Source organism: Paenibacillus nuruki (genome assembly GCF_001721045.1).
GTDB classification, from domain to species: domain Bacteria; phylum Bacillota; class Bacilli; order Paenibacillales; family Paenibacillaceae; genus Saccharibacillus; species Saccharibacillus nuruki.
Window position 1 is genome coordinate 133,277 of sequence record NZ_MDER01000070.1, and the last position, 22,983, is coordinate 156,259.

Annotated in this window: 19 protein-coding genes; 16 read left to right on the forward strand and 3 right to left on the reverse strand. The window is 40.3% G+C overall.

The annotated features are described in order from the left end of the window. The first annotated feature begins 3 nt into the window (after positions 1-3). The 4 genes from PTI45_RS18430 (at position 4) to rpe (ending at position 4,624) form a co-directional block, all read left to right on the forward strand. Entirely contained in the window at positions 4-777 is a 774-nt protein-coding gene (locus tag PTI45_RS18430) for a Stp1/IreP family PP2C-type Ser/Thr phosphatase (RefSeq protein ID WP_069329043.1), read from the forward strand. After that, complete coding sequence (gene pknB / locus PTI45_RS18435) at positions 774-2,948, forward strand: Stk1 family PASTA domain-containing Ser/Thr kinase (protein ID WP_083243610.1); 2,175 nt, start codon at positions 774-776, stop codon at positions 2,946-2,948. The genes PTI45_RS18430 and pknB overlap by 4 nt, the downstream gene beginning before the upstream one ends. Positions 2,949-3,028: 80 nt before the next feature. Next, positions 3,029-3,958: a ribosome small subunit-dependent GTPase A gene (rsgA, locus tag PTI45_RS18440; protein ID WP_069329044.1), complete on the forward strand. Its 930-nt coding sequence runs from the start codon at positions 3,029-3,031 to the stop codon at positions 3,956-3,958. Between the two features lie 3 nt (positions 3,959-3,961). Next, complete coding sequence (gene rpe / locus PTI45_RS18445) at positions 3,962-4,624, forward strand: ribulose-phosphate 3-epimerase (protein ID WP_069329045.1); 663 nt, start codon at positions 3,962-3,964, stop codon at positions 4,622-4,624. A gap of 208 nt (positions 4,625-4,832) precedes the next feature. Here rpe and rpmB read toward each other — a convergent pair whose 3' ends face one another. After that, positions 4,833-5,021: a 50S ribosomal protein L28 gene (rpmB, locus tag PTI45_RS18450; protein ID WP_069329046.1), complete on the reverse strand. Its 189-nt coding sequence runs from the start codon at positions 5,019-5,021 to the stop codon at positions 4,833-4,835. A 440-nt stretch (positions 5,022-5,461) separates the two neighbouring features. Here rpmB and PTI45_RS18455 point away from each other — a divergent pair, with 440 nt between their 5' ends. From PTI45_RS18455 to recG, 3 genes are read left to right on the forward strand one after another with little or no spacing between them, the layout of a single operon-like run. Next, the gene (locus PTI45_RS18455; RefSeq protein WP_069329047.1) at positions 5,462-7,255 is read left to right on the forward strand and encodes a DAK2 domain-containing protein; all 1,794 of its coding nucleotides are present in this window, start codon (positions 5,462-5,464) and stop codon (positions 7,253-7,255) included. A 27-nt stretch (positions 7,256-7,282) separates the two neighbouring features. After that, positions 7,283-8,143: a DegV family protein gene (locus PTI45_RS18460; RefSeq protein ID WP_069329048.1), complete on the forward strand. Its 861-nt coding sequence runs from the start codon at positions 7,283-7,285 to the stop codon at positions 8,141-8,143. 13 nt (positions 8,144-8,156) lie between these two features. Next, positions 8,157-10,208, forward strand: coding sequence for an ATP-dependent DNA helicase RecG (gene recG, locus PTI45_RS18465; RefSeq protein WP_069329049.1), 2,052 nt, complete (start codon positions 8,157-8,159; stop codon positions 10,206-10,208). A gap of 221 nt (positions 10,209-10,429) precedes the next feature. Here recG and PTI45_RS18470 read toward each other — a convergent pair whose 3' ends face one another. Beyond that, positions 10,430-10,963: a hypothetical protein gene (locus tag PTI45_RS18470; RefSeq protein ID WP_069329050.1), complete on the reverse strand. Its 534-nt coding sequence runs from the start codon at positions 10,961-10,963 to the stop codon at positions 10,430-10,432. Positions 10,964-11,240: 277 nt separating this feature from the next. On the opposite strand from PTI45_RS18470, the gene PTI45_RS18475 reads away from it, so the two are divergent. The 9 genes from PTI45_RS18475 (at position 11,241) to PTI45_RS18515 (ending at position 21,646) form a co-directional block, all read left to right on the forward strand. Then, positions 11,241-12,272 carry an ABC transporter substrate-binding protein gene (locus PTI45_RS18475; protein ID WP_069329125.1) on the forward strand — a complete coding sequence of 344 codons (1,032 nt, stop codon included), beginning with the start codon at positions 11,241-11,243 and terminating at the stop codon, positions 12,270-12,272. A gap of 162 nt (positions 12,273-12,434) precedes the next feature. Further along, on the forward strand, positions 12,435-13,370 hold the full coding sequence (locus PTI45_RS18480; protein ID WP_069329051.1) for an ABC transporter permease: 936 nt from the start codon (positions 12,435-12,437) through the stop codon (positions 13,368-13,370). Further along, positions 13,370-14,164, forward strand: a complete 795-nt coding sequence (locus PTI45_RS18485; protein ID WP_069329052.1) for an ABC transporter ATP-binding protein — start codon at positions 13,370-13,372, stop codon at positions 14,162-14,164. The genes PTI45_RS18480 and PTI45_RS18485 overlap by 1 nt, the downstream gene beginning before the upstream one ends. 213 nt (positions 14,165-14,377) lie before the next feature. After that, positions 14,378-16,051: a sensor histidine kinase gene (locus PTI45_RS18490; RefSeq protein ID WP_175425217.1), complete on the forward strand. Its 1,674-nt coding sequence runs from the start codon at positions 14,378-14,380 to the stop codon at positions 16,049-16,051. Then, the gene (locus PTI45_RS18495) at positions 16,048-16,893 is read left to right on the forward strand and encodes a LytR/AlgR family response regulator transcription factor (protein ID WP_069329053.1); all 846 of its coding nucleotides are present in this window, start codon (positions 16,048-16,050) and stop codon (positions 16,891-16,893) included. Before PTI45_RS18490 ends, PTI45_RS18495 begins: the two co-directional genes overlap by 4 nt. 148 nt (positions 16,894-17,041) lie before the next feature. Next, positions 17,042-18,385 (forward strand): L-lactate MFS transporter, encoded by a 1,344-nt coding sequence (locus PTI45_RS18500; RefSeq protein WP_069329054.1) that lies wholly within the window; start codon positions 17,042-17,044, stop codon positions 18,383-18,385. Between the two features lie 316 nt (positions 18,386-18,701). After that, entirely contained in the window at positions 18,702-19,289 is a 588-nt protein-coding gene (locus tag PTI45_RS18505) for a HEAT repeat domain-containing protein (RefSeq protein ID WP_069329055.1), read from the forward strand. 311 nt (positions 19,290-19,600) lie between these two features. Continuing rightward, complete coding sequence (locus PTI45_RS18510) at positions 19,601-20,548, forward strand: serine/threonine protein kinase (protein ID WP_069329056.1); 948 nt, start codon at positions 19,601-19,603, stop codon at positions 20,546-20,548. A 366-nt stretch (positions 20,549-20,914) separates the two neighbouring features. Further along, on the forward strand, positions 20,915-21,646 hold the full coding sequence (locus tag PTI45_RS18515; RefSeq protein ID WP_069329057.1) for a YitT family protein: 732 nt from the start codon (positions 20,915-20,917) through the stop codon (positions 21,644-21,646). A gap of 50 nt (positions 21,647-21,696) precedes the next feature. Here PTI45_RS18515 and PTI45_RS18520 read toward each other — a convergent pair whose 3' ends face one another. Next, positions 21,697-22,899, reverse strand: a complete 1,203-nt coding sequence (locus PTI45_RS18520) for an MFS transporter (protein WP_069329058.1) — start codon at positions 22,897-22,899, stop codon at positions 21,697-21,699. Positions 22,900-22,983 lie beyond the last annotated feature (84 nt).

Below are 22,983 nucleotides of genomic sequence, written 5' to 3' on the forward strand. Positions count from 1 at the left end.
CATTTGATTAGAACAGCGCAACATAGTGATAGGGGACACGTTCGACAAGTGAATGAAGATTCAGTATGGATTGGTTCAATTCAACAGGAATATACATTAGGTATAGTTGCTGATGGTATGGGCGGACATCGTGCTGGCGATACAGCAAGTCAACTGGCAGTGCAGACGATTATTGGTGATCTGCAAGGGCTAGAAGCGGGCTTATCGCTTGAAGCATGTCGTGCCGCATTACATGATGCTATTTTACATGCGAATAATGTTGTTTTTCATACTGCTCAAATGGACGACAGTTACCACAATATGGGAACGACTGTTGTAGCTGTATTGCTACGCGGTAATAGCGGCATTATCGGTCATATCGGTGATAGCCGTGCTTATCTGGTAGGCGAAGAAGCATTACGTCTATTAACGCAAGATCATACACTGGTCAATGAATTACTCAAAAATCATCAGATCACCCAAGAAGAAGCAGCTGTTCATCCGCGCCGTAATGTATTAACACGTGCGCTGGGTACAGATGCAGAAGTTGTCGTTGAAATTGACGATATTCAGCTTAAAGTTGGCGAAGTGTTATTACTATGTAGCGATGGCTTAACCAATATGATTGGTAATCAGCAGATCGAGACCGTTGCGTTAGCAGGTATTGCACTTGAAGAACGCGCGAAGCATTTAGTAGCATTAGCCCTAGAAGCTGGTGGCGAAGATAATATTACTGTTGCCCTGTTCGAAATGGATGACTCTACAGTAGAGTTAAGCACGAAGGGGTGGGAACAATGATCGGACATACGCTAGGCGGCCGTTATGAAGTCATCGAGGAAATCGGTGGCGGTGGTATGGCGCTTGTATATAATGCGCGCGATGTGCTGCTTAATCGTCATGTTGCCATCAAAGTTTTGCGCCAGCAATTTGTATATGATGAAGAATTTATTCGCCGTTTTCGTCGTGAAGCTCAATCGGCGGCTTCCTTATCACATCCTAATGTGGTCAGCATCTATGATGTCGGACAAGAAGGCGATATTCACTATATCGTGATGGAATATGTACAAGGTTACAATTTAAATGAAGTGATCAAAGAACGTGCGCCTTTGCCTGTAGATGAAGCGATACGAATTGCTTCCCAAATCTGCGATGCACTAGATCATGCTCATCATAATCAGATTATTCATCGTGATATCAAACCGCATAATATTTTGATCGGACGTAATGGACGGGTCAAAGTAACCGATTTTGGTATCGCTCGTGCTGTCACCTCTACAACGATTACACAGACAGGCTCTGTGGTCGGTTCGGTGCATTACTTTTCACCTGAACATGCTAAAGGTGTGGCTACAGGCGAGAAGTCTGATCTGTACTCACTAGGTATTGTATTGTATCAAATGCTCACTGGGCGACTTCCTTTTCTGGGCGAAAGTCCTATTAGTGTAGCGCTTAAGCATTTACAAGATGAATTTGAAGAACCGCGGTTGATCAATCCGCTGATTCCGCAAAGTGTAGAAAATATTATTTTGAAATCTATGCGCAAAAATCCTTCGGAACGTTATAACTCGGCGCATGAAATGTTGCAAGATTTGGACACTTGTCTTTTACCAGAACGTCGTAGTGAAACCAAAGTGTATTTCCCTACGATTGATGATGATGAACAGACACGAGTTATATCCGCAATTCGCCCGACTTCGATTCCTGTTGGGGATGATGATCGTAAGTCTGATCGTGAAATGTCACGCTCGTCTGCGCCTTCGAAGAAACAGCGTAGATGGGTGAAGCCGACGATTTGGATCTCTGCGGTTGTCGTTTTGCTGGCACTGATGACGATTGCGACAATGTATGTTCGCTCGACTTTAGAAGTGGCAGATGTGGCTGTACCGAATCTGATCAATCAGACACAGGATAACGCCAAGAAGCTAGTCGATGCTCAGGGGTTGGAAATCGGTCAGGTCACAAGTGAATACAAAGAAGGACAGCCTGCCGGTATTGTTATCTCCCAGAGTAAAGACGCGGGATCGATGGTCAAAGAGGGCGCTATAATTGATATTACGGTTACTGCTGAAAAAGAGTTATCCAAAATGCCTGATCTGAATGCCAAAACATATGAAGATGCACGTAAACTTTTACTTGCTGAAGGATTCAAAGAAGATCAGATAACACGTATAGATGCAAATAATGACAATGTAGATAGTGGAATCGTATTTGATCAGACTCCAGGAGCGAATGCAGATGTTGATCCCGCAACGACAACAGTCACGGTGACTGTAAGTAAAGGAACAGCTACAGCTTCAGTACCTGATCTAACCGGTATGAGTCAATCAGAGGCGCAATCCAAACTATCTTCTAACGGATTTGCTGTAGGCGATGTAGGGCAAGAAACCAGCTATACTGTAGCGAATGGTAAAGTGACCCGACAAAATCCTGCTTCCGGTAATTCATTAAGCAAAGGAAGTAAAGTATCGTTCTGGGTGAGCTCTGGGTATCCGCCAGAAGCATTCGACTATACGTACTCCGTATCTATTCCGCCAGCTACAGCAGGCAAATCAAGCAAAATCAATATTAAATATACCGATGCTACTGGTGAAAACAAAGATTGGGGAACCAAAACAATCAATTCACGTCAATCGCTAAAAGTGAATATGGTTTTGGGACCGAATCGAGATGGCGCTGTATCGATCTATCGTGATGGTGAATTTATTGATACGTACGCGATTGGGTATAACGAAGCGAAGCAAGGTACTGTACAAGAAACTGTAGTCGAACCAGACGCTCCTGTTGAAGTTCCACCGGTCGATAATGGTGGAAGTACAGGCACAGGCACGGGAACAGATGATCCTGCCGTAGATCCACCAGTAGACGGTCAAGGCACTACACCGACTGATCCAGCTACAGATGGAACTGCGACGACTGATCCAACAACAGAAGAAGGAACAGCGGATAGTGGAGATACCAGTACACCGTAATAGTGATCATGTATAAATCAGTAACCATAAGAATGCACAATCCAAAGAAATAAGCTTTATCCATGAGGGGACGTAATCACATGCTACAGGGCTTAATCGTCAAAGCTTTAAGCGGCTACTATTATGTACAACAACAAGTCGATGATATAGCCTCGGGTGGGGATCACCGGAAAACAGTTCAGTGTCGTGGACGCGGTATTCTTAAGAAAAAAGGGATTGCGCCTTTAGTCGGCGATCAAGTGTTGTATTCGTTAACTGAAAATGGAGAAGGTACAGTGGAAGAATTATTACCTCGAAAAACAGAGTTGATTCGTCCACCTGTGGCCAATATTGAACAAGCTGTCCTTCTTTTTTCAGTGAAAGAACCGGATTTGAGTCTACATTTATTAGATAAATTTCTGGTTCATGTGGAAGATGCGAATCTAGAACCATTGATTTGTTTTAGCAAAATGGACTTGATCGATCCAGACGATACCCAAACATTAGCTGAAGTGGAGCAAGCACGTCTACTGTATGAACAAATTGGTTATAAAGTCATTTTGACCAGTGCGGAAGACGGTTTAGGTACAGCATCGATTCGTGCAGAATTATCGAATCGAATCAGTATGTTTGCAGGACAATCAGGTGTGGGTAAATCTTCTTTACTGAATGCTATTATTCCTGGAAGTACAATCAATACTAGCGAGATCAGTATGCGACTTGGACGTGGACGGCATACGACACGCCATGTCGAGCTGATAGAGCTTGATGGCGGTGGTTATGTAGCCGATACTCCGGGATTCAGTCAGATGAACTTTACACAGCTTGGTGTAGATTTAGAAGACTTGGGATCATGTTTCCGCGAGTTCAATGAATACTCGGACGGTTGTAAGTTCCGTGGATGTACTCATTTACACGAGCCGGGCTGTAAAGTAACCGAAGCATTAGCTCAAGGTGAAATCGCAGAAAGTCGCTATAAGCACTATCAATTATTTTATCAAGAAATGAAAGATGAAAAACGGAGGTATTGAACGATGAACCCTATCAAAATTGCGCCTTCGATCTTGTCTGCTGATTTTTCCAAATTAGGTGCAGAAATTGCAGAAATCGAACGTAGTGGAGCAGATTGGTTACATGTTGATGTAATGGATGGTCATTTTGTACCTAATATTACATTCGGTGCTCCTGTATTACAGGCGGTGGCTCCGCATACAGGATTGTTTGTAGATGTGCATCTAATGATCGAAAATCCAGAAAATTATATTGCTGATTTTGTTAAAGCAGGCGCACATATGATTACTGTGCATGCAGAAGCATGTGTACATTTACATCGTGTTATTCATTTGATCAAAGAGCATGGTGTGAAAGCAGGGGTCGCTTTGAATCCTGCAACTCCGATCTCTGCGATTGAAGAAGTATTGGATGATTTGGATATGGTACTTGTGATGACCGTTAACCCGGGTTTTGGTGGACAAGCGTTTATCCCACGTATGGTCGATAAAGTAAAACAATTACGTGATTGGGCTAACGCGAAAGGTCATACGGCTTTTCATATCGAAGTCGATGGAGGCATCTCCGCAACAACTGCCAAATTGGTCGTGGATGCAGGTGCAGATGTGTTAGTAGCAGGAAGTGCTATCTTTGGAGCTCCTGATCGTGCTAAAGCGATCCAAAGTATTCGAGATAGCTTGAACTAACCAACGCATGATCTTGTAGTGATTGCGTATATATCATAAAAAAACCAGTAACGTTATCAGTACGATAATAGTTACTGGTTTTTTTATATAGGTGTATATGTATATGTGGAATGTTTGAGTCATACTTTAAAAATGAAATCAAAAAAACATCCCTATCGCTAGAGATGCTTTTCATCATTACATATAATACAAATGTATTAGCCGTAAATTATACGCGAGTCACTTTACCGGATTTCAAAGCACGGGTGCTGACATATACGCGTTTTGGTTTACCGTCTACCAAGATGCGAACTTTTTGAACGTTCACGCCCCAAGTACGACGATTGCGGTTATTAGCGTGAGAAACAGTATTACCACTACCAGGTTTTTTACCTGTTACATAACATTTGCGAGCCATAGTTACACCTCCTATTTCCAAAAAAACTGCATGAAAACAACACTTCTACCATATTAGCATAACGATTTGACTATAGTCAACAGTGTCAAATACTTTATTTATTTCTATGGTAGGTTATAGTACAATGTAAAATAGTCCGACGTATATCTTTTTGTCGGATCTTAAAGGTAACTGACTTGATGATTTCTGGATCGTTTATAAGAAATCGTCTATTCTTTATACCTTCTCGCCTATTTTTGGTACTTGGTACAAGGACAAGGTTCTAATTTGTAGGTATGGTGGTAATGGATAGAGTGGCATTGATAGAGAATAGTCTGTTATAGTCCTTATGAAATACAAATATGGCTTTTCAACAATCTTAACTACAACTAAAAATGAATATCCTGACCGAAATATGATCCGGCAGGATGTATAGGTATGATGAGGAAGGGGAATTTTCATTGAGTAAGCGTTTTTTAAATGGGACTGATTTTACCGCTATGGTACTGGCTGGAGCGGAGCGATTGCAACAACATGCAGAGCACGTCAATTCCCTCAATGTGTTTCCGGTACCTGATGGAGACACAGGCACTAATATGAATTTGACGATGACTGCGGGCGTTACAGAACTAAAGCGTAATCACTCGGCTGCTATTGGATCAACTGCAACCGTATTATCTAAAGGGTTATTGATGGGAGCACGTGGTAATTCAGGTGTTATTTTATCTCAATTATTCCGTGGATTCAGTCGTTCTGCGGCTTCATATGAAGAATTAAATGCGAATCAATTTGCAGCAGCTCTTCAAAGTGGAGTGGAATCAGCGTATAAAGCAGTCGTGAAACCGGTAGAAGGAACCATCTTAACGGTTGCCAAAGAAGCTGCCAAACATGCACTCTATTATTCACGTCGCACGACCGATATTACCGAGTTGATGGGCGAAGTGCTCAAGCGTGCTCAAGAAACATTGGCACAGACTCAAGAAATGTTACCGATCCTCAAGCAAGTAGGCGTAGTGGATTCAGGTGGACAAGGATTAGTCTATATTTATGAAGGCTTCTATAACTACTTACAACATGGTTATGAAGTGAATCAAGAGCAAGCGGATATCTATGCGAATATTGGAGAAAGTGTTCCGGTACAAGGTTCTAGGGTAGCTTTGGATAAAGCTAAAGGATTAGCGACCACTACTCCTGATCATTCTGCTCAATCTCGTATGGAGACCGAAGATATCGAGTTCTTGTACGATATGGAGTTTTTTATCAATCGTCAGATCGGTGATATCAAAAATGCTGCTTTTAATGAAGAATCTTTCCGTCAGGAACTTTCTAAGAATGGAGATTCCATTATTGTTATTGCCGATGATGAAGTGGTCAAAGTACATGTCCATTCCAAAGCACCCGGTGAAGTATTGAACCTAGCATTACGTTATGGTGAGATTACACAGATTCATATTTTGAATATGCGTGAGCAACATCGTGATCTATTATCAGCAGGACTAGATATTGCTCCATCACCAGACGTATTTGCTGAAATGCCACCACAACCACTGACTGCTCAGGAAACAGCTACACCTCCAGCAGAAGAAGTGGCAGCTTATGGATTTATTGCGGTATCGTCAGGAGACGGTATTTCTGATATTTTCAAAAGTCTAGGTGTAGATGCGATTCTATCCGGCGGGCAAACGATGAATCCGAGTACAGAAGATTTCGTCAAAGCTGTAGAAAGTATGTCAGCTGACCATATCTTTATTTTGCCAAATAACTCTAATATTGTACTGGCGGCTCAACAAGCCAAAGACTTATTAGAAGAAACACATCACATCACAGTTATTCCAAGTAAAAGTATTCCACAAGGGATTGCTGCGGCATTTGCTTTTCAAGAAGATGAAGATGTCAGTGTCAATCAGAGCAATATGAATGAAGCACTGCAACATGTGAAGTCCGGTCAAGTGACTAATGCTGTACGTGATACTGTTATTGAAGATATGAATATTAAAGAAGGACAATATATCGGAATTCATAATTCCAAAATTGTAGCCGCTAGTGATCTCATGCTAACCACCTGTCAACAACTATTGTCCAAAATGATCGAAGAAGGACAAGAAGTAGTGACTGTGTTAGTAGGGCACGATGCAAATGATCAAGACACCAGTGCACTTATGGGCTGGTTAGAAGAGACATATCCGGATGCAGAGATTGAGATGCATGAAGGTGGTCAACCCGTTTACCATTACTTATTCTCGGTAGAATCTTGAAAATAGGAACGATAGGAGGGAGAAACGATGGCACATACGATAATCGTGACTGATAGTACAGCAGACATTCCGGCTGCTCTAGCAGAACAGTATGGTATACGGATTATCCCGTTAAGTTTATTTTTCGGTGAAGAAACGTTTCAAGATGGTGTAGATATTAAGGCGACCGAGTTTTACCGTCGTCTGGTGTCTGTATCAGTATTACCAACTACATCACAGCCTTCCCCTGCCAAATTTGCAGAAATGTATGAATCGATTCATACGCAGTATCCAGAGGCTTCCATTATTTCGCTTCATTTATCTTCTGGACTTAGCGGGACGTATCAATCTGCACTTATTGGGAAATCAATGATCGATCAAGATGATCATATAACAATATTGGACTCCAAATCAGCATCGTATGGTTTTGGTATGGCTGTGGTCCACGCTGCAAGACTTGCGGAACAAGGCAAAACAGTAGATGAGATTGTAGAAGGTATTGAACATATTTTGAAAAGTCGTTCGCTATACTTTATTGTAGATGATCTGGAAAATCTGCGTAAAGGTGGACGGATTGGACGAGCATCGGCTGTTCTCGGAACATTACTTAATGTGAAACCAATCTTATCAATCGACGAACAAGGACAAATCTATGCGGTTGAAAAAGTAAGAGGTCAGAAAAAAGCAATGGCACGTATCGTTGAAATGATGCGTCAAGAATTAAAAGTTGATAAAATTAACCTAGCTTTGGGACATACAGCTGATCCACAGTCTACCGAGCCACTGTTAGCGCTGTTCAAAGAACATTATGAGATTGGTGAACTGGTATTGCCAGACATCGGATCTGTAGTGGGAAGTCATACAGGAGCGCGCACATTAGGGATCTTCGCGTGGCCGGATCAGCCATAAACGAGGGATGAACATGAATATCAGTCTGGAACAGATTACAGTTCGGCAAGTGAACGGCGTGAGTGCTCTCAAAGAAGGAGAGCTTCACGCCTTTGGCGTCTATACGATCCTTGATTTACTGGAATATTTTCCATTCCGGTATGAAGATTATCGTCTACGATCATTAATAGAAGTCAAAGATGGCGAAAAAATAACCGTTCAAGCCAAAATAGTAGGTCTACCTGTACTACAACGTTATGGTAAAAAGTCACGTCTGACCTGCAAAATGATGGTCGACGATTGGATGGTTACAGCGACATGGTTTAACCGTCATTATCTCAAAGAGCAATTAACTTCCGGTCGTGAAATTATACTGACTGGCAAGTGGGATCAACGCCGCTCACAAATGACAGTGCTTGATTCTGAATTTCCTGATAAAGGAACACAACGTAGTGGTAGTCTGCAACCTGTCTATTCGGTCGGGGGTAATATCACGCAAGGTTGGATGCGCAAAACGATTGGTAAAGCGCTCGACCAATACGGTGAAATGATTCCTGAGATTTTGCCACAAGAGATTATGCGTCGGTATAAGCTGGTATCACGCAAGCAAGCGATTCGCCATTTGCATCAACCTGGTGATATTGAGGAAGGTAAGCAAGCACGTCGCCGCATGGTCTATGAAGAGTTATTTCTGTTCCAATTAAAATTACAAGCGTATCGCAATATTAATCGTAAGCGTAATAGCGGAATTGTCCATACCACAGATAATGCGACGATTCGTGAATTTGTTCGTAGCTTGCCATTTGAATTAACGAATGCGCAGAAGCAAGTGGAATTGGAAATTCTCAAAGATATGCGTGAGCCTTATAGTATGAATCGTTTGCTTCAAGGAGATGTAGGTTCTGGTAAAACAGTAATCGCTGCGATCGCTTTATTTGCAACTGTGCGTTCAGGGCATCAAGGTGCACTGATGGTACCGACCGAGATTCTAGCAGAACAGCATATGCGCTCGCTCCAGCGAATGTTTGAGCCTTTTGATATTACAGTCGGGATGTTAACCAGTAGTGTCACAGGGCGCAAGCGGAAGGATCTACTGGCTTCTTTGCAAATGGGAATGATAGATATTCTGGTAGGTACCCATGCTTTGATTCAAGATGAAGTGTATTTCCGCAGTCTGGGCGTAGTGGTCACCGATGAGCAGCATCGCTTTGGTGTCAATCAGCGTAGTATTTTAAGACGCAAAGGGTTCGATCCTGATGTGCTCACGATGACAGCTACACCTATTCCACGTACACTAGCTATTACCGCCTTTGGAGATATGGATGTGTCGACGATTGCAGAACGTCCTAAAGGTCGCAAACCGATCAGCACGTATTGGGTGAAACATAATATGATGGATCGTGTCAAAGGGTTTATTGCGCGTGAAATTGACCAAGGACGACAAGCCTATCTCATCTGTCCACTTATAGAAGAATCCGACAAATTGGATGTACAGAATGCGATTGATCTGTATATACAAATGGATCAAGATTTTCCTAATTACAAAGTAGGATTATTACATGGACGTATGAGTGCAGCAGAAAAAGAAGAAACGATGCGCCACTTTTACAGTAACGATATTCAATTGTTAGTCTCAACAACGGTTGTTGAAGTTGGAGTAGATGTGCCTAATGCCACACTGATGATTATTATGGATGCTGATCGCTTCGGCTTATCTCAACTTCATCAGTTAAGAGGACGGGTCGGTCGGGGTGAACATGCATCGTTTTGTATTTTGATTGCTGATCCAAAGTCTGAAAATGGACAAGAGCGGATGCGTGCGATGACTGAAACTGAAGATGGATTTGAAGTTTCTCGTCGTGATCTAGAAATTCGGGGACCCGGTGAATTTTTTGGTACCAAGCAAAGTGGATTGCCTGAATTTAAAGTAGCCGATATGATGAGCGATTATGAAGTATTAGAAATTGCTCGTGTAGATGCTGTTAAATTAGTAAGCAACGAATTTTTCTGGACTTCACCCGAATACGCTGCTTTGCGGGATTATCTGGAACGTCAGCAAGTATTTCAAGGCGAGTTAATGGATTAAACGCAATAGACTCAAACTGGATATGAAAAAGGAGAATACGATGATCGTATTCTCCTTTTTTTTTGTTATACGTTATAAAATACATATGATTAACATGTACAAATCGATATCTCAGCAGTAAATATTATTTTTTACAAAGATATCTCTAATTATAGATTGACGGTGTATAGGATAGAGCTTTAATATAGATTTAATATACATTTTCGATATCAAATATATTCTTACATAGCACTGTTAATAATCCTCTGTGCTTGATCTTTTGCCTCTACCTTATATTGTTCATATTGTGTTTGTGTAATTTGACCAGCAGCTAATTGTTGCTGCCAGATGATGCTTATGTTATTGATCAACAAATCGGTAATTTTCGTTTCTTCCATACCTTGATGCTCAGCGATTTGAGCAATTGTATCTCCATCTTGTAAATACTGTTTTAATTCCAAACTGTTCATACCGAGTAAACTGGATATTTCATCAAATAAATGGCCTATATTTGCTATCGTATCAATAGATAATAGATTTCTTGTTGTTAATATAGTATGGGAAGCAGAGGGTATACGTTCTCTTTGCATAAGTTGGTGCATATCACGCCTTGGAGTCTGATTAACGGATAATGGAGTCGCTATCGTACGTTCCAGTCGGCTAGGAATGGTTTTGCTGATTGTCGCTGCATGAGCTTGTGGAATAATCAGTAAGGTTCCACTTACAGCTAGCGCCATTGCCATTGAACTGGTCGCCATTATTTTTTTGATATCCATCAGGCTCTCTCCACCTTTCTAACTTGATACTTTACGTTGAGGATATCCACTTAGCATACTTGCTGTAGATGAGAATACTCTTAAAAGTAAATTAAAATACGCTAAGAATATTTCATAGAATGTAAAGTATAAGGAATCTACCCTTTTTTATACTGAGACTTTTACTAAGTAAAGTTGCAACGCATTCAAACGGCATTGTAGTTTGAATGATGCAGTTCAGTTTACTGAACATATACAGCTTGAGACTAGAGACGAGAGGGGTTACAGACAAATGAATATGAAGCAGAAATGGATTTTACCTCTAAGTATGGTGCTAATGATCTTAACCGCAGTAGGGTGTAGTAACAGTGGAAGTGAAGGTGCTTCTTCGGGAGAGGCAGGCAGTACAGATAGTAAATCCTACAAAATCGGCATTTCGCAGATTGTCGAGCATCCTTCTTTGGATGAGACTCGTGAAGGGTTTTTAGCAGCACTTAAAGATGCGGGCATTGTAGAAGGTCAGAATTTAACAGTTGATTATAAAAATGCACAGGGCGATTCAACCAATAACTTATCGATTGCACAGACGTTATCTCAAAGTGAAAATGATCTCGTGTTAGCGATTGCTACCCCTTCAGCGCAAGCTGTTGTCAGTCAGGTTAAAGATTCACCTGTTTTATTTGCGGCAGTAACAGATCCATTAAGTGCCAAGATCGTTAGTGATCTACAAAAGCCGGGTGGAAATGTATCAGGAGCATCGGATACGAATCCAGAAGCAATCACAGAATTAGCTGATTTTATCGGTACAGAATTACCTGATATCAAAACGATTGGATTAGTGATTAATGAAGGTGAACCTAATGCTGTAATTATGGCACAACGTGCAGAAGAAGCTTTCAAAAAGCACGGAATTACGATGATCAAAGCAGCAGTTACCAATACTTCTGAAGTTCAGCAAGCTGCACAATCATTAGTCGGTCGTGCAGATGCCTTTTATATTACACTGGATAACTCGGTAGTGAGCGCAGTAGATACTGTTATTCAATTAGCCAATGAGAACAAAATGCCTTTCTTTTCTAGTGATCGCGATACCGTTGAAAAAGGAGCTTTTGCTACAGTAGGCTTCAAATATTATGATCATGGTTATCAAGTCGGTCAAATGGCTGTAGACGTATTGAAAAATGGCAAAAATGTAGGTGATCTACCTGTAGCTATGCAAGAAAAGCTAGATTTGATTTTGAATCTGAAAGCAGCTGAAGCACAAGGTATTAAAGTGACTGATGAAATGAAAGCCAAAGTCAAAGATCCTGAGAACAATTTGATTCAATAATAGTATAGTAGCGAGCACTATAGCTAAAAGTGAAATAGGATCACACAGAGTGGGGTGAGCTTCTTTTGAGTTCATCCCATTTTGCTACCGTAGGCTTGATCCTATCCGTGTCAGCACCAGCGATTAGCAACGAAGCAACATGAAGAAAGGGCGGGCTAGAGTATGGAGTTATTTTTGAAAATAGGCGAAGGATCAATACAACTAGGTTTGTTGTATGCTCTGCTCGCATTAGGTGTATATATTACGTTTCGTATTTTGGATTTCCCTGATTTGACGGTAGATGGAAGCTTTACCACAGGCAGTGCAATTGCAGCAGTGATGATTGTTCATGGTTTTTCGCCGTGGTTAGCTTGTCTAGGAGCTTTTGCAGGCGGACTTGTAGCAGGAGCCTGTACAGGATTACTTCATACAAAAGGTAAAATTAATGGACTATTATCTGGTATTCTGATGATGATTGCATTGTATTCGATTAATTTGCGGATTTTAGGTAGTCCGAACGTGTCTATTTTTGGTAGCGATATGGTATTTGATCATATTTCTCCAATCACATTGATGCTGATTATTGTGATTGCATTTAAATTGTTGCTAGATGCCTTTTTGCGTACAGATATGGGATTGGCGCTACGAGCAACAGGCGATAATAAGCAAATGATTCGCAGTCTAGGCGCTAATACCGATACAACAACCATTATTGGAGTAAGTCTTTCCAACGGGTTGGTGGCTTTATCAGGTGCCTTTGTTGCTCAGACATCGACTTTTGCAGATGCGACATCAGGTATTGGGATGATTGTGATCGGACTAGCTTCAGTCATTATAGGAGAAGCGATTTTCGGTGCCAAAACGGTATTTAGAGCTACATTGGCTGTTATTTTAGGTTCGATTGTGTATCGGATTGTGGTCACAGCTGCTCTACGAATCGAATGGTTTGAAGCATCTGATCTCAAATTAATTACAGCGGTTATAGTTATTATTGCACTTGTGTTCCCGGCTGTTCGAAGCAAAGTGAAACAAAAAGGATTAGCCAAAAAGCGCTCTGCTGAACTATTAAGCAATATCCAGACAGCGCCCTATTCCAAACCAACCGGAGGTGAACAGTAATGCTGCATATCGAAAATGTATCTAAATTGTTCAATCCGGGTACTGTCGATGAAAAAATTGCTTTGATCGGTATTCAGCTTCATTTGAAGCCGGGCGATTTTGTGACTGTGATCGGTAGTAATGGTGCAGGCAAATCAACACTTATGAATATTATTTCCGGGGTAATAAAACCCGATACAGGTCTGGTTAATATCGAAGGGCAATCGGTAGGACATCTAGCAGAATATCAGCGTAGTCGCTGGATCGGACGTGTTTTTCAAGATCCAATGGCTGGAACAGCTCCTCATATGTCGATTGAAGAAAATCTAGCGATGGCGTATCGTCGTGGTAAAAATCGTGGCTTCTCATTTGGCGTGACAACAGCAAGACGTAATCTTTTCAAACAAGAGTTATCACGTCTTGGGATTGGATTGGAAAATCGGCTACGTGCCAAAGTGGGGATGTTATCAGGTGGAGAACGCCAAGCTTTGAGTCTACTAATGGCAACATTTACTCGCCCACAGATACTATTACTGGATGAACATACCGCTGCCCTTGACCCTGCACGTGCCGACTTGATTACATCACTGACCAAAGAAATTGTACGTGATATGAATCTAACGACATTGATGGTTACGCATAATATGGAACAAGCGATACGTCTTGGTAATCGTCTAATCATGATGGATAAAGGCAAAATTATTTTGGATATTGATGAAGAACGGAAAAAAGATCTAACAATCGAACGATTGATGTCTGAATTTGAGCAAATCAGCGGGACTAAAATGGCAGATGATCGTGTAGTACTTGGTTAAAGGCCTATATTAAATATTTGAAGATAAACCCAATCATTCTGTGATCTATAGAGCGATTGGGTTTATTTTGAAAGGTGTCACAATCAAAAGAAGCAAAATAGTGTAAAATAAAAAGAATGTAGTTCAACCATAATCATAACCAGAATCTAAACGAAAACGAAAGAATAAAAAAGTATATCCTATATCCTTTTTAACTTTATAGTGGAGGAATACATGCTTAATAATAATGTAACGTTAATTATCCTGTTACAGCTGTTTGAACGTGCAGCATTGTTACTGATTTGTTTATACTTTTTAACGAGGTTATCGCATTTTAGACAGATTTTTCAGAAAGATATATTATTCAAAAAAGATTTGCTAATTATTTCGATTATTTTTAGTGGATTTGCTGTATTTGGTACGTATACAGGTATAAATGTAGAAGGTTCACTGGTCAATGTACGAATTATAGCTGTGATGGCTGGCGGTATATTATTTGGTTGGCCGGTCGGGATCGTCACTGGTGTCGTCTCAGGGCTTCATCGCTATTTGATTGATATAGATGGTGTTACTTCAATACCTTGTCTGATTACCAGTATTACCGCAGGAATTGTCTCAGGATATATTCATCAAAAAGTAAAACGTAATCGACGCTGGATTGCTGGTATAGCAGCAGGCATGTTTTGTGAAGCATTAACCATGTTTTTAATTCTAGTGATGGCAGAACCGGCTCAACTAGGTCGAGAAATCGTATCTATTATTGCTTTGCCGATGATTCTAGGTCAGGTGAGTGTAGGTCTAATCGTTCTATTTGTACAAGGAGTCGAAGGAGAAAAGGAAAATATTGCTGCAAGGCAAGCAAAGTTAGCCCTGGATATTGCCAATAAAACACTTCCTTATTTCAGGTCCATTAATAGCGAATCATTGCGCAAAATATGCGGTATTATCAAAGAAGATATTCAAGCGGATGCTGTAGCGATTACAGATACCAAGCTTATTTTAGCTTATGTAGGACTTGGCGAAGATCACTACAATATCGGGCATGAGATTATTACCGATGCGACCAAACAGACGATTCGTAGCGGTGAGATTATGATTAGCAATAACGATATGGAAGGCAAAGTGCCTAATATTCAATCGTTAATTATTATTCCTTTGACTGAAAAAGGGATCGTTACAGGTGCACTCAAAATTTATTACCGTAAAGCGCATAAAATAACATATTCTTTACAAACATTAGCAGTAGGTCTTTCCCAGATCATTTCTACATTGATGGAAGTGTCTCGGATTGAGCAGATGAAAGAAATGGCAAACAAAGCTGAAATTAAAGCATTACAGACCAGTATCAATCCTCATTTTCTATTTAACGCTCTCAATGCGATAGCATCGTCCATCCGTATCGATCCTAACTATGCCCGTGAAATGATTATCAATCTATCCGGTTATCTTCGTCATAGTCTGGAATGGAGTGACCAATTGATCGATATTAATAAAGAACTCGGTCAGGTTGTGAATTATGTTGAGATTGAAAAAGCACGATTTGGTAATAAATTGACAGTGATCTATGATGTGGATGAAGAAGTAGAAGTGAAAATCCCTAGTCTTATTATTCAGCCATTAGTGGAAAATGCGATAGTACATGGCATTTTGAAAGGTAAAGGTTCCGGTACAGTAACATTGTCGGTTAAAGATCATGGCGATCAAGTACTCATCAGTGTAGAAGATACAGGAGCAGGAATCGATCAAGATATTATTACGAATGTCTATAATGGTAAAATGCCTGAAAATCGAATCGGGCTTTCAAATGTGCATCAACGGGTCAAATTGATCTATGGTGAAGGATTACAGATAGAGCGTCTTGAACGAGGCACACGTATCCAGTTTAAAGTGAAAAAGGAGATGTCATGAAAGCAATCGTAGTGGAAGACGAATTTCTGGCGAGACAAGAATTAGAATATTATATCCGTACACATAGTCAGATTGAGATTGTAGGTAGCTTTGACGATGGAATGGATGTTTTAAAATATGTACAAGATCATGAAGTAGATGCTATTTTTCTTGATATTAATATTCCTTCGTTAGATGGTGTATTCTTAGCGCATACGATCAGTAAATTTTCACGTAAACCTTATATTATTTTTATTACAGCGTACAAAGAACATGCCGCAGAAGCATTTGAAATCGAAGCGTTTGATTATATTTTGAAGCCGTATAGTGAATCTCGTATGACATCAATGTTACGCAAATTAGAAAATACGTATGAACGTGATCAAGGTTCGCAGACTCTATCTAATACGCCTTCTGAAAAAGAATCAACAGAGCAACATGCTGAAGAGACTTATTCTAATGCAGATCAGTCTACATTAGGTCAATCGACAACAGCTAGTACAACACATGTTCCTCACCATGCACATGTGTTGCAAGGTAAGATTAGCTTATGGAAAAATGATAAAATTCAGGTGATTCCTGTAGATGATGTGTATTATGCATCTGCCAGCGAGAAAGTAACGAATGTATTTACCAAGCGAGCTGAATATACAGTCACTTCAAGTATTTCAGAATTTCAAAATACATTACCAGAGGAATACTTCTTCCGTTGTCATCGTTCGTATATCGTCAACATCACCAAAATCCGTGAAATTGTGCCGTGGTTTAATAACACTTATTTACTTCGTTTACATGATCTGGATTATGAAGTTCCAGTGAGCCGAAGTAAGGTCAAAGAGTTCAGGCAGATCATGAGTATCTAAAGGCATTTCATTCCGTATATACTGCATTTCATTCCTTTTTGGGAATGTTACATCAAAGGTAGGGTTATAATTTGGTCATAGGAAACAGAGAATTCTCCGAACCATATAACACTACAATTTGCGGTCCTTACGGAAAGGAACATCGATCATGAAAAACGTATCCAATCAAGCCAGTACAGCTCAATTACAAACCACTAAACCTCCAGTCAATCGTTGGTTGATTGCACTCGGTACAATTATTGTACAAATGGGTCTGGGGACGATTTATACATGGAGTCTTTTTAACCAGCCTCTTGTTGATAAATTCGGTTGGGGTCTCAGTTCAGTAGCGATTACGTTTTCGATTACCAGTTTTGCTTTAGCTTTTTCCACTTTATTTGCAGGAAAATTACAAGAAAAATGGGGTATCCGTCGTCTGATTGGTATCGCGGGTATTGTACTCGGTGTAGGCTTAATGCTTAGTTCGCAAGTCTCTTCATTACCTTTACTGTATATGTTAGCAGGGGTGATTGTTGGATTTGCAGATGGTACAGCGTATATTACATCGCTATCTAACTTGATCAAATGGTTCCCGGAACGTAAAGGGTTAATCTCCGGAATATCTGTAGGAGCATATGGAACAGGCAGTCTGATTTTCAAATATATCAATGGTGCTTTTATCGGTTCTGTAGGTGTATCAGCAACATTCTTGTACTGGGGCATTATTGTGCTACTAATGATCGTTATTGGTTCACGCTTTATTCGTGAAGCAAATGTATCTGGTGCACCAGTTCCACAAGCAAAAGCAGCACAACAACGCGTAGGTGATAGCCAACCATCTTCTATCAAACCAACAGCAACAGTAGTTGTTCATGATTATACAGTTAAAGAAATGCTCAAAACCAAACAAGTATACTTACTGTTTATTATGTTCTTTACCGCATGTATGAGTGGATTGTACTTAATCGGAATTGTCAAAGATATCGGTGTTCAATTAGCAGGTTTGGATTTGGCTACAGCAGCTAATGCGGTTGCTATGATCGCTATTTTCAATACAGCAGGACGTATTATTTTGGGAGCATTGTCTGATAAAGTAGGACGCATGAAAGTGATCTGCGGTACATTTATAGTGACAGCAGCAGCGGTTGCGGTTCTAAGCTTTATCCCATTAACATACAGTATCTTCTTCGCAGCTGTTGCAGCGATTGCATTCTGCTTCGGTGGTAATATTACCGTATTCCCTGCGATTGTGAGTGATTTCTTTGGACTCAAAAATCACAGCAAAAACTATGGTATTGTCTATCAAGGATTTGGTATTGGTGCATTAGCAGGTTCATTTATTGCAGCATGGATGGGTGGATTCAAACCAACCTTTATCGTTATCGGCATGTTATGTATCATATCCTTCTTGATTGCACTGTGGATCAAACCTCCAGTTGCTGGCGCAACCGAAGAAAAACAAACCGCAGACGAGAAAAAATGGAGTGCCAAACCGCATACAGCACGTAGTTAATAGGCATACTCTATTGTACTTGTAAGATGTAGATATGATTATGGAAATACAAATAATCATACATGTCATATTGATCACTCATTGTAAAATCTAAAAGCGCCTCTTATCCACTAAGAGACGCTTTTTCTATAGGTGTTAAGTAACCGTCGAACAATCATACCGATTTTTGATTTTTAAATATTATTTCGCCTCAATATGTAACTTGTATGATTACTTTTTCTTACAATTTTTACTATAATGATTCGTTTATATCCATATATCGTTATAACTTAAGTAAGACTAACTCTATCCCAAGATTAAAGGAGGAGGTATTCGTATGAATGATATTCGTTTGTGCACGAAACCTAAGTTACGTTTTTTTGATATATTGGAAGCGCTATCAAATTTGCAATGTTTATCTACTTTAGAAGGAACACAGAAAACAAAGGAGCAACAGACGTCTGAATATTTCACATTTGTTATGGATGATCAGTCGACTTTGGTACATCTTATTAATGATCAATCGACCAGTATTCCTTATTTATTATTATCAGGCCCAGATCATCGGAAATTAGCGTATCATTTATATCAAAGTGGTATGGTGTATTCAAGCAAAGATATTCAATATCGTTGTCTACATGATCAACATGTTGATGATCGAATCGATGCGATTTGTCGTTTGGGTATTGCTTCGTATGATGAAGCTTCATCTGAAGTGTTAGACATTTTCCAATTATATCTTCGTGATCCCGATGTACGTGTACGTCAATCCGCCGTATTTGCTACAAGTTTTATCGGCTGGCGAGAGTTTGAGGATATGTTAGTCTATACTGCTACACATGATCCTGATTCCAGAGTAGCCGAAATAGCTGAGAGTGCTTTACGGATTATGCGAGAAAGCGATTGGATCTCAGAACGTGCTTAATACGTATGAGTCGTAGCTCAATTGAAGTATTATCGAGTAACGTTGATAACCTTCATGAAATGGGAGATACTATAAATAAATCCGAAAAGTAGTGGGAAAAACAGCAAATGTTCTGCGATATTAAGAAAAAAGCAGAACATTTGCTGAAATTAATGAAATTTGTCAGAGAAATTGCTCACAATTGTCAAGTTTCATGCTAAAATATTTGTGTAGACAGCCATAATCAATGACTGTTATCCATATTCTTCACCGGCAGGGCGTAATATACATGGGGAACCGCTATGCTGTGGGAAGGTGCGAAGGGGTGTAGAATGAATAAAATAATAGTCAATCCGGCCCTTGCCCGAAACCATACACTTGCGAATACATATCAGATTCGCCGGACATTATCGGTTAGTGAATTATCTATCGTCTATGTAGCCAGACATATAGAACAGGGTACACTTCATGTAATCAAAGAATTTTTTCCAAGTGCATTGGTACAACGTAAAAAGGATCGTCGGCATATTGATTGTCATGAACCTGGTCTGGGTTCTAAATATAGAGAAATGTTGGAAACGTTTCGTTCTGAAGCTGAAATATTGAGTCAGATCAATCATCAAGGTATTATTCGTTATGTACAATATTTTGAAGAAAATGGTACAGCTTATCTTGTCACTGAATATTGCAAAGGCATCACATTGGATCAATTTATGGAAGAACATCCTACAGAAGTAACCAACGATTTTCTGGTAGAACGACTGGTTCCTGTTATTCGGGCATTGGAATACATACATAGTCTTGGTTATATTCATCGTGATGTGAGACCAAGTAATATTCTGATTGGAGAAGATGGACAGACCAAGTTGCTTGATTTTGGTTCGGCTGTGCGTTATCAAGAACGAACGCATACAATTCTGACGACAGCAGGATATTCACCGATTGAATTTTATTCAGGTCGCTCGGTGCAAGGACCAGTATCGGATATTTATAGTTTGGCGGCTACACTGTATTTCTGCTGTCAGGGTAAAGCACCGATTGATGTACCTAAGCGTCTATTCCATGATACATTAGAGCCATTACGTGATATGAACAAAGTATCTCCTATTTTAACAAGAGTAATTCATTGGGGATTGGCAGTCTCTGCACAGAAACGTTGTGCTTCTCTCAAATGGTTCAAAGTCGCTATGCGTGCTGAACGACTGTGGGAACGCAAATTTATTTTGATGAATGGTAAAAAGAAACTAGCAAATGATCACAAATCAACGATCAAAAAATAAATATCTTTAAAGCTTACATCTTTTTAATGTGTAGGCTTTTTTAACATAGAATATACAATCTTAGAAAATCTTTTACACAAGCAAGCTGTTTAGCATTAAGCTTCTTGTGGTATAATAAATTTAGCTTTAGAATCTATTAACGAAAGGATCAGGATACCATGGGTCCCCGAAGGATACTTCCCCAAAGGACGGTTTGGAAACGTTATGATCTCTCTTATACTTAGCTCTTCCGTAGAGAACAAGTCACTATAGACCAACTCTAACGGAAGAGGGAATCATGTATGCGAAGGACAAAGTCCTCCAAGTTTGCCTCACGTAGGAGTCGGTCGATATCGATCAAACTTACGAGAAATAGAGGGAGCTTGTATGAGGAGAAAACAAATGGATAAAACAGTATTAAGGCAGATTGCCATAATACTGCTTGGAACTTTGATTTTAGCGTTTGCTTATTATCACATTAATGTTCAGAATCAATTGTCAGAAGGCGGATTTGTCGGCTTAGCCCTATTAGGTAAATATGCATTTGGATGGTCACCAGCTTGGACAGCCTTGTTGTTGGATATTCCAGTGATATTACTTGCATGGTGGTTGAAAGGTCGCAGATTCATGTTATTTACACTGATTGGAGCACTATCGTTTTCACTATTTTACTCATTATTTGAGCAATTATCGTTGTTTGTGGTGGACCTGCACGGTAACCTGCTAGCAGCCGCAGTCTTATCTGGGTTGTTAACCGGTCTAGGAGCAGGAATCGTTCTACGATATGGTGGGGCGACCGGAGGCGATGATGTGTTGTCCAAATTAATCAGTGATTGGAGTGGCTGGAAGATCGGTAACGTATTTTTTGCAAGTGATGCGATTGTGTTATTGATCTGTTTGTTCTATTTACCGCTTAAAGAAACAATGTATACTGTTCTTGCAGTATGGATTGCTGGTAAAGTGATCACATGGACAATGACAACATCTTGGCAAATACGTTATGTACTACCGATTAAGCGCACTTCCACATTAGCTGTATCTGTGAGTAAAGCAGCTGTAAAACCTATAGCATCTACTCCACAGTCACTACAAATCAATAATAAGAGCATCAAAGTATAAATAAAAGCCGTTCAGTAGATCCTAACGATCATTGAACGGCTTTTTGCTATTTATTTGACAAGTGCTCTTTTTTCAACCAAATAATAACTAAGGATAGATCCTAAAATACCGACTACAGCAACAGCGCCACCAATCAGTGGAACGTAAGGTAAGCCGAGATGGGTAATAACAACGCCACCGAGAAAAGCACCCCCTGCATTACCCAAATTCAATGCAGAGTGACTGGAAGTGGCTGCAAGTCTTGGCGCTTCATGGGCTAGATTCATAATACGAATCTGAATACCTGGCATGATACCAAAGGCCGCTGCACCCCAGAGAAATACGAATAGAAGCGTTAAGATCTGATTGTGAAGAACAGTAGATAGAATAACCAGCAAGATCACTAGAATGGTAAATGTTACGATCAATGAAGGCATTAACTTCCAATCGGCTAGCTTACCGCCTATAATATTACCTAATGTTACACCTACACCAAACATCACTAGAATCCATGTGACACTATGTTCTTGGAATCCGCTCACATCGGTGAGTAGAGGCGTAATGTAGGTAAATACAGTAAACATACTTCCACAGCCAAAAGCACCGGTGAATAAAATAAGCAGAACTTGCGGATTGATCAGACTACGGAACTCTTTGGCAAGGCTAGAAGGCCCTGATTGCTCGATCTTTGGAATTAAGAAAAAGATACCGACTAGCGAAATCATTCCCATAATCGTTATCGCACCGAAAGAAGCACGCCAGCCTAAATATTGTCCGATAAAGGTACCGAAAGGAACGCCGATAATATTAGCGATGGTAAGTCCAGCGAGAACCATCGAGACGGCACTGGCTCGTTTTTCCGGTCGTACCAATCGTGCAGCTATCAATGAACTTGCTCCCAGAAAAGTACCGTGTGCTAATGCAGTAACTAGACGCGAAGCCATTAACAGACTATAGTTTGGAGCGATGACAGCAAGTGCATTACCCAGTATAAAAATAATCATAAGCAGACAGAGCAATTGTTTCTGCGGAATGCGATGCGTTAATACCGTCAGTACAGGAGCGCCGACAGCCACTCCAAGCGCATAGCTGGTAATGAGTTGCCCTGCTTGTGGAATAGTGACTTGAAGATCACTGGCTACATTAGGCAATAAACCCATAATCACAAATTCAGTCATGCCGATCGCAAAAGCACCAGCAGTGAGACAGAATAGTGCTGCCGGGAAACGATCATTTTGCGGTGAAACTTGTTCTTGCGTAACAGATGGTTGCATACATTCTCTCCTATTTTCTGAAATGTGCTATTTTTTCTCTATATTTTCTGTATGTACATAGTAACATTTAAAATTCAAAGTGAG

Bases quoted from the DNA above. Each gene is read 5' to 3' on its own strand.
- pknB (WP_083243610.1), top strand. From the start codon at position 774: ATGATCGGACATACGCTAGGCGGCCGTTATGAAGTCATCGAGGAAATC.
- rsgA (WP_069329044.1), top strand. From the start codon at position 3,029: ATGCTACAGGGCTTAATCGTCAAAGCTTTAAGCGGCTACTATTATGTA.
- rpe (WP_069329045.1), top strand. From the start codon at position 3,962: ATGAACCCTATCAAAATTGCGCCTTCGATCTTGTCTGCTGATTTTTCC.
- rpmB (WP_069329046.1), bottom strand. From the start codon at position 5,021: ATGGCTCGCAAATGTTATGTAACAGGTAAAAAACCTGGTAGTGGTAAT.
- PTI45_RS18460 (WP_069329048.1), top strand. From the start codon at position 7,283: ATGGCACATACGATAATCGTGACTGATAGTACAGCAGACATTCCGGCT.
- recG (WP_069329049.1), top strand. From the start codon at position 8,157: ATGAATATCAGTCTGGAACAGATTACAGTTCGGCAAGTGAACGGCGTG.
- PTI45_RS18470 (WP_069329050.1), bottom strand. From the start codon at position 10,963: ATGGATATCAAAAAAATAATGGCGACCAGTTCAATGGCAATGGCGCTA.
- PTI45_RS18475 (WP_069329125.1), top strand. From the start codon at position 11,241: ATGAAGCAGAAATGGATTTTACCTCTAAGTATGGTGCTAATGATCTTA.
- PTI45_RS18480 (WP_069329051.1), top strand. From the start codon at position 12,435: ATGGAGTTATTTTTGAAAATAGGCGAAGGATCAATACAACTAGGTTTG.
- PTI45_RS18485 (WP_069329052.1), top strand. From the start codon at position 13,370: ATGCTGCATATCGAAAATGTATCTAAATTGTTCAATCCGGGTACTGTC.
- PTI45_RS18490 (WP_175425217.1), top strand. From the start codon at position 14,378: ATGCTTAATAATAATGTAACGTTAATTATCCTGTTACAGCTGTTTGAA.
- PTI45_RS18495 (WP_069329053.1), top strand. From the start codon at position 16,048: ATGAAAGCAATCGTAGTGGAAGACGAATTTCTGGCGAGACAAGAATTA.
- PTI45_RS18500 (WP_069329054.1), top strand. From the start codon at position 17,042: ATGAAAAACGTATCCAATCAAGCCAGTACAGCTCAATTACAAACCACT.
- PTI45_RS18505 (WP_069329055.1), top strand. From the start codon at position 18,702: ATGAATGATATTCGTTTGTGCACGAAACCTAAGTTACGTTTTTTTGAT.
- PTI45_RS18510 (WP_069329056.1), top strand. From the start codon at position 19,601: ATGAATAAAATAATAGTCAATCCGGCCCTTGCCCGAAACCATACACTT.
- PTI45_RS18515 (WP_069329057.1), top strand. From the start codon at position 20,915: ATGAGGAGAAAACAAATGGATAAAACAGTATTAAGGCAGATTGCCATA.
- PTI45_RS18520 (WP_069329058.1), bottom strand. From the start codon at position 22,899: ATGCAACCATCTGTTACGCAAGAACAAGTTTCACCGCAAAATGATCGT.